This is a genomic window from Rheinheimera sp. B2H12 (assembly GCF_059620065.1).
Genome location: NZ_CM184363.1, coordinates 4278962 through 4294462, shown reverse-complemented (window position 1 = coordinate 4294462; position 15501 = coordinate 4278962). Strand labels below are relative to the sequence as shown.

At 52.4% G+C, this 15501-nt stretch carries 5 protein-coding genes; 1 reads left to right on the top strand and 4 read right to left on the bottom strand.

Features of this window, described 5'->3' with window-relative positions; genetic code table 11:
- Positions 1-18 precede the first annotated feature (18 nt).
- From AC53GJ_RS18350 to AC53GJ_RS18335, 4 genes are read right to left on the bottom strand one after another with little or no spacing between them, the layout of a single operon-like run.
- Positions 19-1608: a carbohydrate-binding protein gene (locus tag AC53GJ_RS18350; protein WP_496729839.1), complete on the bottom strand. Its 1590-nt coding sequence runs from the start codon at positions 1606-1608 to the stop codon at positions 19-21.
- Positions 1605-6308: an amino acid adenylation domain-containing protein gene (locus AC53GJ_RS18345; RefSeq protein ID WP_496729838.1), complete on the bottom strand. Its 4704-nt coding sequence runs from the start codon at positions 6306-6308 to the stop codon at positions 1605-1607. Before AC53GJ_RS18345 ends, AC53GJ_RS18350 begins: the two co-directional genes overlap by 4 nt.
- Positions 6305-12478: a type I polyketide synthase gene (locus AC53GJ_RS18340; protein ID WP_496729837.1), complete on the bottom strand. Its 6174-nt coding sequence runs from the start codon at positions 12476-12478 to the stop codon at positions 6305-6307. Before AC53GJ_RS18340 ends, AC53GJ_RS18345 begins: the two co-directional genes overlap by 4 nt.
- A 56-nt stretch (positions 12479-12534) precedes the next feature.
- Entirely contained in the window at positions 12535-13431 is an 897-nt protein-coding gene (locus AC53GJ_RS18335) for a glycosyltransferase (RefSeq protein WP_496729836.1), read from the bottom strand.
- A 1040-nt stretch (positions 13432-14471) separates the two neighbouring features.
- Between AC53GJ_RS18335 and AC53GJ_RS18330 the strand changes: the two genes are divergently transcribed.
- Positions 14472-15476, top strand: coding sequence for a Gfo/Idh/MocA family protein (locus AC53GJ_RS18330; RefSeq protein ID WP_496729835.1), 1005 nt, complete (start codon positions 14472-14474; stop codon positions 15474-15476).
- The last annotated feature ends 25 nt before the right edge of the window (positions 15477-15501 follow it).

Sequence of the window (15501 nt, the reverse complement as noted above, 5' to 3'; positions counted from 1 at the left end):
GTTATGGGTTCCTGTAGGTTAGCGCACACTGCCTTGCTGGCAGAAATCGACAAAATTCCAGACATCATATTGGACTGAGCGCACCGGTTTTTCGGCTTGGGTCCACCATTTTGCCTGGTATATCGCATGCTGATAGATCACCCTATCATCCTGGCGATACACCATGTTGCTGCGCCAGAGCGGGATCTTGCTGCAATTGACCGCTGGTTTGCTGCCAATCCAGCCTGTGCTGATCGCTGGCCAGTAGGGTAAAATTGCGACCGAAGGCTGCGGTTGTGCCTGTTGCTGTTCGTCGCTCCACTGCCGTTGTTGCTGCTGGTGGCAGGTCTGACAGGTCATCGTATCCAGCCCCCATCGTCTTTGCCGGTTGATTGCATAATCGGCGTCATCACTGCGCTGTGGCGTGTTCCAGCTGTGATGTAATTCAGCCATGTTGGTTTCACGCAGCGCCCACTGCTGATGGCCAGAGGTCCACTCGTCAAAATGAAAGTCTGGCCAGTATCTGGCATTCAGTAACATACCGGCAGTGTTAAAGTCGCCAGCTTTGATCGCGTAATCGATGACATTTTGCACAAACACCAGCCGGTTAAATGAAAATCTCGGATGATCATTGCAACTGTGGAAGTTTATGTTCTGATTACACTGCTGCATGCCTTGCATTAAATAAGCAAAACCGCGCATAAAGTTCGCAGGCTCGGCGAAATAGCTTGAGGCCATCACAACCGAATGAAAGCCTGGATTAATGCCAAACCATTGCTGTTGTTCTGTTTCCAGAACCTCGTTGCCAGTCGGCTGTTGATGCAGCTGACTGAGCCAGCGGCGAGGTAAATAAGACCAACTCCCCAGAATGGACGCCAGTCGCATTGGTTTGACCTGCGCTGGTGTTGCCACAGCCGCTTTTTCCAATTCCTCGGCGAGTAAAATAGCCCGGCTGCTGTAAAAGGCGGCCAGCACAAAATGCTGATGGGTGGACGGATCGTCTGCTGCAGCTTCACCACCCAACCAGAGCTGAGCGGCCGACAGCAGGGTGAGTGTCATCACATTGGCGGGGTCGACTAAAAAGTATTCAGTCAGTTTGCGAGTGGCCAGCGCCGCATGCTGTGGATTGCGATTAAATGCATCATGAAAAAAACGATGCGCAGACGAAGTTTCGCTGGCATGCAACTGCTGATAATGCAAACGCTGATTGAGTAAACGCGCCAACTGCTGGCGGCTATGTTGCAACCAGGCACTTGTTTCTCCCAGTTGTATCGCGCGCTCCAGAAAATACAGTGCTAGGATACTGTGTTCCAGTTGCTCAGCCGGATTGCCGCGTGTTGCCAGCAACGATTGTTGCAAATGGAACAAGGCGTTTAACATAATCACTGGCGTCTGCTGACTCTGTTCCAGATAGGCGATGCTGAACAACTGCGCTGTCTGCCGCTGTTGTTGCTGCTGTCGCAGCTGTTGTTCCAGTTGCACCAATGCTGTGTATGCTGGCGCAGGCAATTGCAGCGTCTGCGCATAAAAATCCTGCTGCTGATAACCATCGGCAGCAAAATACGCTTGCGGGCTGGCCAGCAGTGGCAGGCTGCAGCTCAACAGCAGTGCGAATAAGGTTTTTTTCATTGAAGCATTTCCTCCAGATTTTTCAGATAGTGGTCAATTAGCTGGGTGATTTGCGGCTCACTGAATAACTGCCCGCTGTAACCCACAAATACTTGTTGTTGTTGCTGTTCATAAGACGTCGAAATGTAGATGGCGTGCGCACTGCTCATGTCGGCATCTGTCAGTACTAGGGGGATCGACTGCCGCAGTTGTTCCAGTGCCGGATCTGTCGCTGTAGTTGACATCCCGGTATGTTGCTGGCGGTTCAGTTGTGCCTGGAAGTTAAAAATAAATTCCGGCGTTGGCAGGGTGGCCAGTTGTTGCTGGATCAGCGGATCCTGGCAGTACTGCCGTAAGCCGGCATAACCCACCCCATGATGGGGGGCTTGTTGCAAAAAGCGCTGGCAGGCTGTGGCAGCACTCAGACTATGCTGGCTGTCGGTGGCGTTGATCACCAGCGGCACAGGCGATACCAGATAGCCAAAGATGCCATCCGTCGGACAATGAATAAAACTCTGCAGCCGGTTAAAGTTGGACAGTTCCAGGCTGACGGCATCCAGCGCAAAGACCCGCGCCAGTGCATGCACCAGGGCGCCTGTATGCAGACAGTCTTCAGGCAGTTGCCGGGCCGCCGCGACCGCTTGCAAGCGCTCGGTCAGGGCTGGCGCCAGGAACCGGCTCTGGTTGCGGTGATGGCGAGGAATATTGGCACGCAGGATCGCAGATTCACTGAATAACCGGCGAACCGGGATCCGGCCAAGGCTGAGCCAGAATTGCAGTTCAGCCGAGTTTTGTAGCTGCGTACTGTCCAGATTGCTGAAATAATCTTGATACTGCTGAACAAATTGCAGATAAGGATCAGCGGCTAACCAAACGCTGTTTTGCTGCGCCAGTCTGGCGGCCAGCACCTGCTGAAAGTTTCTGGCCAGCACCTCCATGCTAAAACCATCAAAAATTGCATGATGCAAACTCAGCACCAGCAATACCTGTTGCTGCTGCCGCAGATAAAACAACCGGAACAGTTGCGGACTGCCAGCCATCTGGGCCAGGGTTTGCCGCAGCACCTGTTCCGCTGTAGCCAGACTGTCGCTGCCAGATAGATCAAAACAAAGCTCAGCACTGAATAAAGTGCGCAGGTCGACGATCTGTTCCGTGTTGAAGTCAGCGCTGAAACGGCTGCGCAGTGCCGGGTGATGAGCGCACAGGGTCTGGATCGTCTGACAGATCAGGGCAAAACTGATGTTCTGCGCAGGATCTTCCAGCACTATCGTCTGATTGACGACCCAAAAGTGCTGACTGCCGCCACGTTGCAGCAGACTGCGTCTGTTCGGCAGGCTTGGCACTGCAATAGGCGCATGCTGCCAGTTGGGCTGTTGTGGCAGATCCGCAGCCAGGGTCAGCTCCACCCTGACGTCAGCCTCCGCATTGTGCAGGGCGGCGGCGAGGTTGCTCAGGGATGGATCGGCCAGCAACTGACGGATGGGCAAATCCAGCCCAGTCTGTTGTTTTAACTTGGCAATAAGGGTGACAAAACGAATGGAGTTCCCACCCAGGGCAAAAAATGACTGACTGGGATCAAACTGGGTTAATCCCAGTTGTTCTTGCCACAACCCGACTAAAACTGCCGGATAGGCGCTCAGATCATGATTTGATGCAACTGCAGGTGCAGGCAACTGACTGAGCAGTTGTTGCAGTACCTTTCTGTCGGTTTTGCCGTTCGGTGTCTGCGGAAATGCAGCCAGCAGTTGGATCTGAGCAGGCAGCATAAATGCAGGCAGCCGTTGTTGCAAATAGTGCAGCAGTTGTGCCGGCAACTCTGCGGATCCAGCCGCCGCTGTCTGGACGAAAGCATACAGCCGTTGCTCGGCAGCATTAAACAACACTGCGGCGGCACTGACCATTGCCATTTCGCACAATAAGTTTTCAATTTCGCCGGTTTCGATGCGGTGACCATGTAATTTAATTTGGTTGTCAGCGCGGCCGAGGTAACACAGCTTGCCCTGAGCATCGATTCTCGCTAAATCACCCGTCAGATAAGCGCGGCATTGTTGCTGCCCTGGCAGTTGCAACTGAATAAATTTCTTTGCTGTCAGGGCGGGCTGATTCAGATAGCCGATTGCCAGGCCGGCACCCGTGATAGCAAGTTCGCCGCAAACCCCCGCCGGCACTAATTGCTGGTGCCGATCCAGCAGATATAATCCTGTATTGTCAATAGGTTGACCAAGATGGATTTGGCTGTCTGGTGTTAAAAGAGCCATTGCAGACCAGACACAGGTTTCCGTCGGGCCGTACATATTCCAGATCCGCACCTGATGCTGCAGAAAAAAAGCCAGTAATGCGGCGTGGAGTGCTTCTCCGCCTGACAACACTTGTAAATCTGCCGCCGGCTGCCAGCCAAAATCGCGCAGCATTTGCCAACTGGTCGGGGTGGCCTGCATTATGCTGACATCCTGTTGCAGCAAGCGCAGCAATTGCTGTGGATCCTGCGAAGCCAGGGTTAAACGGGCACCTGATAATAAAGGTAAAAACAGTTCTAACACATGAATATCAAAAGAAATCGACGTGACGGCCAGCAAATGATCGGTCGCTGTGAGCTGTAATCGACTGGCCATGGCTTGTAAGAAATTCGCCACTGCAGCCTGGCTAAGTTGGACCCCTTTTGGCAGTCCGGTTGAACCTGAAGTGTAGATAACATAAGCCAGAGCGTCAGCATTGATTGCCGGGCATGCTGCTTTTGGCAGCTGTGATAACTGACACCAACTCAGCACCTTCGACGTCAGTAATGCCGCTTGCGCCAACAAATCGTCGTCAGTTAATAACAGCGCTGCCTGACTATCGTTGACCATATGCGCCAGCCTGGCCGTCGGGTAGGCCGGGTCCAGTGGCAGGTAGGCATGGCCACTTTGCCAGATGGCCAGCAAAAGGATAGGCAACTGGGCATGGCGCTGACAATAAACGCCGATAATTTGACCAGGCTGTGGTAACAAAGCTGCCAGTGCGGCGGCATAATTGTTGACTTGTTGTGCCAACTCCTGATAACTCAGCCGGATGTCGCCAGCCTGGATTGCAATCTGTTGAGGTGCGCGCAGAGCTTGGCTTAAACACTGGCTCACAACACTTCCTTGCGCAAAAACAGCGGCCTGTGGTCCCTGCCAGTTGCGCTGGTACTGAGCAACCGCAGTCGCATCAAGCAGAGGTATTGTGGCCAATGGCTGCTGATCGTGCTTAAGCAGTTGCTGCAGCAAATACTGAAAATCGCTGGCGATCTGAGCGATGCGCTCTGGTTGATACAAGGCAGTCGCATATTCCCATTCCAACTGCAGATGATCGGCTTGCTGCCAGATATCCAGCGCCAGATCATAACGGGCTTGCCGGTACTGCTGTGCTACTGGCGTGATAGCGATGTGCGCCAGTTCCGGTAACACTGGTTTCATGTTATGCAGTACCAGCATCACATTAAACAACGGCGGTTGATGCTGTTGTCTGGTCACTGCCAGGTGGTCCAGTAACTGCTCAAAAGGCAGGTGACCGTCACTAAAAGCGCTGCTGACCACTTCGCTCGCCTGAGTCAGTAACTGGCGGAAATTTTGCAGTGGATCGATCCGGCTGCGTAGCACGACAGTGTTCGCAACATAACCAACCAGCGTTTGCAATTGTGGGTGGTCCCGGTTCGCCAGGGTAGTGCCGGTTAATACATCGTCACAGCCACTATAACGCGCCAACAGCAGACTAAAAGCACTATACAGCACCACAAAAGGGGAGACTGCACAGCGACGGGCAAACTCGCTGATGTGTCGCCATTGTTCGGTCGAAAATTGTTGCTGGAATACTGCTGCTTGCCGATCTGGCTGCTGTGATCTTGGCTGATCGGGCGGAAAGGTCAGATTGGGTATCGCATCAGCCAGTCGTTGCTGCCAGCGGCGCACCAAGGGGGCCACCCGCTCTGTGCTAAGCCGCTGCCGTTGCCAACTGGCAAAATCAGCATAATCGCAGGAGGGCGGTGTCAATTGGGGGCATTGCCCGTTGATAAATTGTCGATATAATTCAGTTATTTGCTGGCAAAGGATGGCAACCGACCAGCCATCAGCACTGATGTGGTGCAAGGTGATACTGAAGATATACTGATCCGCAGCCAGTCGGATTAATAAGGCTCGAAAGCAACTATCTACGCCAAGCATAAATGGCTGTTCAGCTTCAGTTTGCAACAAGCGCTGGCATTGTTGCTGTTGGTCGGCACCTGCCATCGACAAATCCAGCTGACGTAACTGAAAATGGCTGTGCTCAGCCAACTGCTGGCTGGGTAAGTCGTGGTGCAGGTGGTAACGGGTCCGAAATATCGGGTGAAAATGAGCCAGATAAGTCAGTGCCTGCGCCAAAGCTGTATGGTGCAGCGAACCTTGCAGCAGAAAAGCGCGGCTCAGATTGTATTCAGTCGCACCCGCTTGCAGTTGTTCCAGCAGCCACATTCGTTCTTGCTGGAACGACAGTACAGCTTGTTGCCATGGGTCCAGTTTCGGCACTGGCTCGGCCAGTGCTTGTTCCAGTTGGACAATTTTCAGTTCCTGCAGATAGCGGATCAACTGCGGTTTATGCTGTTTTAATCTGCTAAGCAATGCGGCCGCTGGCGTGGTTTTGGCGTGTAAATCCAGTTGATCATCCGGGCCCAGCGTCAGTGAAATGCCTTGCAACCGGCAATCCTGGATCAGTGCTTCGATGCTCATAAGCTCACCTTAATCTGTTGCTCAGCTGACACCGTATCCAGACTTTGCAGCGCATTCAGGTATAAATCATTGATGAAGCTAGTTAGTTTGCGGATGGTGTTGTGTTTCATCACCAGTGAAGCTGGCAGTTGCACTGCAGATAAAGGTTGTAAGCGGTTTTTCAGTTCCATCGCCATCAGCGAATTCAGGCCAAAATCAAAGACGCTACAGTCGGGATCCAGTCCACTGCTGTCCGTCATCCCTAATACCGTCGCCAGGCCTTGCGCAATTTGTTGCTGCAGGATGAGCTGACGTTCTTCAGTGCTGGCCTGACTTAGTTGCAGGCAGATATCCTGCTCTTGGGTCTGCTGGGGGTGGCTGAGCAGTGTTTGATAAACCGGGGTTTTACTCGGTGTCGGCACAAATGTGCTCAGTTGATCCCAGTTCTGTGCAAAAATACCCACTTGTGCAGTGGCAATCTGGCTGACAGCATGCAGCTGCTGAATGGCAGTGGCGGTCTGCAATGGTGTCATTCCGGCTTGCGCCATCCGGGTTAATTCCTGCTGCGCCAAACCGGCTGCCATCCCGGCTTCAGCCCATGGCCCCCAGTTAATGGACAGCGCTGGCAAGCCTTGTTGCCGACGCCAGTTGCATAAGCCATCCATAAAGGCATTGGCCATGGCATAGTTCGCCTGGCCGGGCCAGCCCAGTACCGCAGCTATCGAAGAAAAGCAGATAAAGAAATCCAGCGCCAGATGGCGGGTGGCCAGATGCAGATGCCAGCTGCCGAGCACTTTGGGGGCCAGAACTTGCAATAATCGTGGTTCATCCAACTGGTCAAACAGGGTATCTGCCAGCACTCCGGCCGAATGATAAACCCCGCGTAGCGGCAGTTGTTGTTGCTGGATCTGCTGGAACATGGTGCTGACTTGAGCTGATTGACTGATATCAGCCTGCAGATAGCGAATTTGGCCTGGTGCCGCCTGGGCTATTCTGCTGGCCAGTGCCGGCTGGATCTCGCCACGGCCACTGACGAAGATAACGGCAGCCTGTTGTTGCAGCAGAAAATCGACGACTGCCAGCCCGATGCCGCCCTGTCCGCCAGTAATTAAGTAACTGCCTGCGCGATAATTGGTTTCGGCTGGCAACTGCTGATAAAGCGGGCCGGTGTCGCCCAAACAGAGTTGATAATCCTGCTGCAGCTGTAAGCTGCGTGGCAGTTGCGCTGGTGGCAGATCTGCTGAGATTGGACTGATATTATTGGCTGTGTCATCTGCGTGCTGGGTTTGCAGTCTTTGTATTAAGTCCGCGATCAAGCTGCAATAGTGGTTACTGTCCAATGCTTTTAATGGCTGCAAGGACGGGTGTAATACGCTGACTGCATTGGCAGGCAAGGACAACCCGCTGTTATGCAAGATGGCGCCTTCTGGCTGGACAGCCAGCAAGAGTGATGATGGCAGACTGCTGCCCGCCCCACAAATCAGCAAGTCAACGCTGGCCGGCATTATCTGATCCATGGGCAGGACACAGCAGTGAGCGGGCAGTTGTCCAGTTGGCAGATCTGTGTTCGTGATGACTGTGACATGTGGCACTATGCTGGCGGCATAATGCAGCGCAACCAGTTCACCGGCTGAGCCCGGAGCATAAAACAGCAGATGGGCTGGCTGTTGTTGGATGACAGGAGCGACCAGTTGCAGTGCCGTCTGGATGGCAGCAAATTGTTGTTGCACTGTACATAGTTGTGTTGCGCTGAGGGCACACTGTAATTGTTGAGCAGGCAACTGACTGCAAATGCCGGCACTGGCGATGACCAGATGTGGCTGAGCCTGCGGATCAGAAGCCAGATACAATAAACGACCGTTGTGCGCTGTCAATGCTGCGCCGCGGCCACCGATGCGACTGACTTGCAGTGATTGCGGCTCTGTCTGCGCAGGACATTGGATTGCCAGCCAGCGATCGGCCACTGGTTGATAGCGGTAAGGCACAGTGGCCGTTGTGGCCGGTAACAACAGTAACTTGTCCTGTTGTACCGTTTGAGGCCTAAACACCTCCAGGTGGTGGCTGTAGAGTTGTCCCTGTTGCCATGCCAGTTCAGCAGCCGGCAGTGGTTGTTGCAGCAGCTGTGCCAATGCCGGTATCGCAGCGGCAGAGCAATCGGCAACATCGAGTAAACTGCTGCGAAATTGCGGATTTTCCGCAGCAAACACCCGACCCAGGCCCCACCAGGCGGTTTGGACAGGTTGTACTTCGGCGTTTTCTGCCAGTTGCCAGGCCTGCGTCGTCAGTAACAACAGTTCCGGCACACTGGTCCAGGCTAACTGTTGGATCGCCTGCAACCACTGCACTGTGGGGACGAAGATGGCCGATAAAGCAGTAACGCCTATGCTGTGTTCAGGTGGCAATACTGTGTTACCCAGTTGGCTGAAAATTAAACGCTGGGTCGAACTTACATAAGGCTGCAGTACAGTGGCGGCCGCGCTGGCCTGTGCCGTTGCCATATTGATCGCGTTGATTTCAGCACCGCTTTGTTGCAATGCCTTGAGAAGCTGCAGCTCAGCTGCGGTGCCATGGTGCAACAACAGACTGGCCAGCGGTTCGGCGCTGCTCAGTGCCAAGTCCGTCACCGCTTGCCACTGATAACGATAACTCAGCTCAGGTTGCTGTTGTACCCTGTCGGCATGGTATGCGGTCAGCCGGATACGGCGAAGTTGTGCCAGTTGCACCCCAGCATCGTCGATAATACTGATTTCTCCACAGGGCTGCCCGGTCTGATCGTAAACAACCTGCATCAGGCTGTAGCAGTGAGACGGCAGGGGCCGGAACAGAATAATTTCACCGATCCCAACAGGCAGGTAAGCCTGCTGCACAGTGCAAAAGAAGCTCTGGAATACGCCATCCAGTAAGGTTGGTGGCATCAGCATATCGTCAGTGGGTTGATGCAGTTGCAACTCTGCCAGGATCTGGTTATCCCGTTGCCAGATCTGGCGAACGGTTTGAAACTGATGCTGATATTGCATGCCTAATTGATGACAGTGCTGGTAAAATTCATCAGCTTGCCAGTGCCGGTTGGCCTGCTGTTTTAACGTCGCTAAATCTATCACGGCAGCAAGCGGCGTGTGGTGTCCCGTCTGCACATGCATCTGGCTGTGTAACTGCCATTCTGTGTTATGCAGGGCAAAAATCCGGATGTGCCGACTGTCCGGATCATAGCGGGTTTCCAATTTTTGTGTAGAGTCACCCAGATATAAAGCCTTATTAAATTCAATGTGTTGTATCCATATTGGCCAGGATTGCTGTTGTTGTATCAATTGGCAGCCGGCTTCAATATAAGCTGCGCCCGGATAGACCAAATCGCCATGGATTTGATGGCCGCGTAAATAACTGTGCTGTTGCAGATTGATTTTATGCTGCCAGACCTGTTGCTGACTGATGAGCTGACAACCCAGCAGTGGGAAGCTTTCCGGGTAAAAAGCGTCTTGTGGCAGCTTGTTGAAAATACGAGCCTGCTGCACTTCGGCTTGCTCTATCCAGTAAGGCTGATGCTGCCATGGCTGACCAGGCAAACTGACCCCCGGATCCGAAGCCAGCTGTTGCTGGTGCGGAGTTGTGAGGCCGGCACAATATAATTCTGCTATGCCGCAGTTAAACCGCAACAAGCTGTCTTCATTGCGTTTTTGCAGAGGGATGATCTGACATTCTTCGCTGCCAGCAATTTCCCGGATGGCGTGACTGAGCACTGTGTGTGGTGAAACTTCGATAAAGCAACTGATACCGTCATTGAGAATATTGCGAATGGTCTGACTGAAATACACCGGATCGCGGACGTTTTTCACCCAATAGCCGGCTTGCCATTCTTGCCAGACCGCCTGGGCTGTGGTGACCGTGGAATACAATGCCGTATGTGGAGCCTGAGGCGTCAGTCCTGCCAGTGCGTCGAGTAGTGGTGCCGTCAGTCTGTCCATCACTGGGCTGTGATATGGCACAGCAACCGGTAGTAACCGGGCAAACTGGCCTTGTTGATCAAGAGTGACAGCAATTTGCGCTAAGATTTCACTATCTCCTGACAAGGTGATCGCTTGTGCACTGTTAATGGCTGCAATTGAAATCAGGCCGCTGTACTGCTGACATAAAGCATTGGCTTCAGCTTCGGACATGGCGACCGCTAACATCGTACCCAGGCCTGATGTTTGTTGTTGCAAATGACTGCGGTGATACAAGATCTGGATGGCATCAGCGAAACTGTATAAGCCCGCACAATAGCTGGCCGCCACTTCACCGGCGCTATGTCCTGTCATGGCAGCGGCCCGGACGCCACGCTGTTGTAACAGGGCAACCAGACCTATCTGGACAGCAAATATTGCCGGTTGGGCGTATTCTGTTTCCATAATCAGTTCTGGTTGCTCGGTCGCAAACATAACCGCCGTCAGTGACCAGCCGGTTAGTGGGAATAACGCCTGTTCGACCCGGTCAATTTCGTGGCGGAATACCGGTTCATGCTGATAGAGCTGGCGCGCCATCCCCGGCCAGGTCGTGCCCATGCCAGAAAATACCAAGGCCACAGGCTCCTTGCTGTGCCAGCGACTTTGGCCTTTCACCAGCGCAGGATGAGGGCTTTGCTGCAATGCCGCAGCCAGCCCTTGTTGCAGTTCCTGTTTATTATACCCACAGACCACCAGTCGATGGCGGTAGTGGCTGCGGCGTCGGGCGCTATTGACACAAAAGTCCGCCAGTTGTTCGGCACTGACGGTTTCCAGTCGCTGCAGATAAGCCTGACAGAGTGCTGGCAACGCCGACTCCTGCCGTGCCGTCAGATAAAGCTGCAGCATAGGCTGAACTGGCGCGCTGGCAAACACTTGCTCTGGGGCTTGCTCCAATACAACATTGGCGTTGGTGCCACCAAAACCAAAAGAATTGACCACAGCCCGCCGTGGCTGACCTGGCTGAGACGGCCAAGCGGTATTGGTTGTGACAATCTGGATATTCAGCAACTCTGGCTGGATCGCCGGGTTCAATTGCTGGCAATGCAAATTGGCAGGGATCATGCCATCGTTCATGGCCTGAATGGTTTTAATCAAGCCGGCTAAACCTGCAGTGGGTTCCGTATGGCCAATATTGCTTTTCACTGAACCGATCAGACAGGGCCTATCCTTCGAGCGACCACCAGCCCGGCCTAATGCCTGACCCAGCGCATTCACTTCAATCGGATCGCCAACTGCAGTGCCAGTGCCATGCGCTTCGGCATAATCGATATCGGCGCCGCTCAAACCGGCCTGTGCCAGGGTTTTCTCCAGTAAAGCCTGTTGTGCTTTGCCATTTGGGACTGTGATCCCGCTGGTCTGGCCATCCTGGTTGACGCCACTGGCTTTGATCACGGCCTGTATTTTGTCTCCATCGCTGATTGCGTCAGCGAGCCGTTTCAGCACCACCACGGCCACCCCTTCACTGCGGACATAACCGTTGGCAGAAGCATCAAAGCTTTTGCAATAACCATCGGGTGACAACATCGATGCTTTGCAAATCGACACCGTTAGTTCCGGCCTTAATAACAGATTGACGCCACCGGCCAGTGCCAGTTGGCTGTCGCCATTCAGAATACTTTTACAAGCCAAATCCAGCGCCACCAGTGATGATGAACAAGCAGTATCCAGCGTCAGACTCGCACCTTTAAAATCGAAACTGTAGGAAATGCGGTTCGCCGTCAGGGTCATCGAAGAACCGGTGGAAGAATGGGAAGAAATATTGTCATGCGCCAGTGCATCCAACTGGATCTGTTCAAAATCATGCATAAACTGGCCGATATACACTGAAGTGTCCGAGCCTTTTAGCGCTAATACATCCAAACCGGCATCTTGTAATGCCTCATAACTGGTTTCCAGTAACCAGCGATGTTGTGGGTCGATATAGGGCGCCTCTTTGGGGGAAATGCCAAAAAAAGCGGCATCAAAGCCAGTTAAATTTTGCAGGAAGCCGCCGCGGCGGACATACATTTTGCCCGGGGCATCGCGGTCGGCAGAATAAAATGCCGATATATCCCAGCGTTCCGGCGGGATATCAGTAATGCCATTCCCACCAGCGAGCAAAAACTGGTGCAGTTGTGCTGGGGACGCAACTGCGCCCGGTAGTCGGCAGGACATACCAATGACAGCGATGTCATTTTTGTTGCAAGCTGTGGCTTTGACGTGGTCAGACATTACGACTACTCCATAAAATTAAATGCAGGGATCAAAAGTGATGTTGATGAGTTGCTTTATGACTGACAAAGCAAGTAATTGCCGGGGGCTACTTCAGGCTGCGTGCAGATCTGCAGGATTTGCTGCCAGTGCACTTCCTGTAACAATAGATAAGTTGCCAGAGTGCAATGTTTTTGGTGGATATACCGGATGTTCTGACTGGAACTCTTGCTGGTTGCTTCGGCATCTTTATCGTGCGGGTAATGGATCGCATGAGCCGTTGGCAGCACTTCAAATCTGGCTCCAACTTGTTGCAGACGCAGTGCCAGTTCAACATCTTCGCCACCCCAACTGGTAAAGTGCTCGTCAAAACCGCCAATCTGAAACAGTTGGGCAGTCCGACAGGAGGCATGACAGGTCCAAAACAGTAACCAGGGTTCGCGCAAACCTTTGCAGCTAAAATTGCGACTGGCGAAGTAGGGTTGCCGACAATCTATATAAGGCTGCAGCTGGGTTACATCCGCAAACACATCGGGTTGGTCAAACAGGGCCTGTTTTTGTTGCTGACTGACGGGTGGATATTCCTGAAAACCATAACAAAAACCGATGAAGACTTCAGCTTGTTGTCGCTGATGAGCCTGAAAATGCTGCTCCAGGCAATCTGCGGCGATTAATACGCCTGCGTCAATAAAAAGTACGCACTCGAACTCGGCCTGTTTCAACGCCAGATTTCGTGCCTGTGCAACTCTAAAACCGCGATCCGGCTGATACACATATTTAAGCGCTATAAGGTGCTGGAAAGACAGAATCACCTCTTTACTGTTATCCGTTGAACCATCATCCGCCACTATGACTTCGAACAGCTGCGAAGCCAGTGTTTGTTGGCAAAGTTGCTGTAAAGTTTTTTTGATCAAATCACGACGGTTGTAGGTTGGAATTACTACCGAAATACCAGTTTTGAAGCTTCTGCTCACTGCAAACCTCCATGTAAAACTACTTTAATTTCATTGTTATGCAGAATTTTTTACGAATCCGAATGAAAATCTTTTGGTTATTTAATAAAAAAATTACATTGTCGAAAATTTACCTGAAACTGCGTTACTTAAGTAATTTTACAACATAGCTCGCTGATCATTGCGGCGAGAGCGCTGCTGCTCTGGGCATGTTTCTTGCTGGATTGAGGTGTTTCGTCAGTGCGGCGGATTTGCTGAGTGGTTTTGCAGTTGGGTGGTGAAGATGTCGAGTTAGGCGGCAGACTGCAGCAATATGGTTGTGAATTTGAAATGTTGCCACAGCAACCTGGCGCTGCCATCGCGCAGTGATGCCACCGCAACTGGCAAGAAATTGTTCAGCAATTGCGCACCTGCGAAAGGGCGCTTCAGTACAGTGAAGTCAACAAAAAGATGGCTGCTGTGGCAATTGAGTCAATAGGCAAATCATCAGCATGACGTGCTTGACAACATACTGAGAACCATTCTTGTAACAATAAAAAACTCTTGCAGTTGCGTTCAGCGCAGCACAAAAAAACAGCGGATAAAATCTGTGTTTGGCTAGTGACAGCGTTGTCATTAATTGTTAGTATTCTGTACAGGGTGCAAGCAACATATCAATGCGGGCTTGGTGACGAACCCGTCCTGGCTGTCGATTTGCTGCAACTATGCATAAGGATTACTGGCTTTGTGCATAGGTTGCCCGCTCAGACTCAGCGTATTGTAGTTGGTGCCTGAGACTGACCAGTTAACAGGGACGTTGTGTTTTATTTGCCAATCCTTAATCCAAGGGTCTTTTGCAGGATACTGTGTTTCACAGTGTCCTGTTTTTTTATCTACCCGGCAACGACGTCTGGCGCATCCATCTGAACCCGATGGATGGCGGCAATAGCTGGTGACAGTTGTGCGATTTGGCTTGCTGCCTTTATCCGCTGTTTTCTGTTATTTTCTGTGGCCAAGTGCTGGCCTGCAGGTCGGAGTCTGGAGCCAAACCAGCATGAAACCTTGTTAACAAAGGAGTGAATATGAATGCTGCACCTGTGATCCGCTGGGGCATTATTGGCTGTGGTGCTGTCACTGAAGTCAAAAGCGGGCCCGCGTATCAGCAGACTGAAGGCTTTGTGGTCGACATGGTAATGCGACGTGATGCTGCCAAAGCCGCTGATTATGCTGCCCGTCATCAGATTGCCCGCTGGACGACCGATGCGCAGGCGCTGATTGATGATCCAGCCATTGATGCCATTTATATTGCCACGCCGCCAGACAGCCATCTGGCGTACGCGTTAAAAGTTGCGGCTGCCGGTAAAATTTGCTGCGTAGAAAAACCGATGGCACTCAATACTTTACAATGTCAGCAGATGATTGATGCTTTTCAGGCGGCTAACTTGCCGTTATTTGTTGCTTATTACCGTCGCTCCTTACCCAGATTTCGCCAGGTGCAGCAATGGTTGCAACAAGGTCGAATTGGTCCGGTGCGGCATGTGCAATGGAATTTTAGCCGGACGCTGAATCCGGCCGATGCCGATGGTCAGCCGAATTGGCGGCTTGATCCTGTGCTGGCGGGGGGCGGTTATTTTGTTGATTTAGCCAGCCATGGCCTGGATCTGCTGATGTATTTGTTAGGGGATATCAGTGCAGTGCAAGGTACTGCAGTGAATCAGCAAGGGTTATACCCGGCCGAAGATGCGGTGACTGCCCACTGGTTGTTTGCAGCCCAAGCGGATGGTAGTCAGGCGACTGGCGCCGGATACTGGAATTTTGCTGCTTTTGAACGGCGCGATCAGGTAGAAATCATTGGTAAGCTTGGCAAAATTTGTTTTTCGGTGTTTGACGAGCAACCGCTGCGGTTGATCACTGCCAGCGGCGAAGAACAACTCAGCATCGCCAACCCGAAGCATATTCAGCAGTATCATGCTGCCAATATCGCCGCACATCTGACTGGCGATATCGAACATCCCTCCACCGGTACCAAGGCAATCCGAGCGACCACTGTGATGGAACAAATATTGGCTGGCTACCAGTCGCGCTGAGGATAAAATTGCTGCCATTGGCACG

Excerpts from the sequence above, each read along its gene's own strand:
- AC53GJ_RS18350 (WP_496729839.1), bottom strand. The coding sequence starts at position 1,608 with ATGAAAAAAACCTTATTCGCACTGCTGTTGAGCTGCAGCCTGCCACTG.
- AC53GJ_RS18330 (WP_496729835.1), top strand. The coding sequence starts at position 14,472 with ATGAATGCTGCACCTGTGATCCGCTGGGGCATTATTGGCTGTGGTGCT.
- AC53GJ_RS18345 (WP_496729838.1), bottom strand. The coding sequence starts at position 6,308 with ATGAGCATCGAAGCACTGATCCAGGATTGCCGGTTGCAAGGCATTTCA.
- AC53GJ_RS18340 (WP_496729837.1), bottom strand. The coding sequence starts at position 12,478 with ATGTCTGACCACGTCAAAGCCACAGCTTGCAACAAAAATGACATCGCT.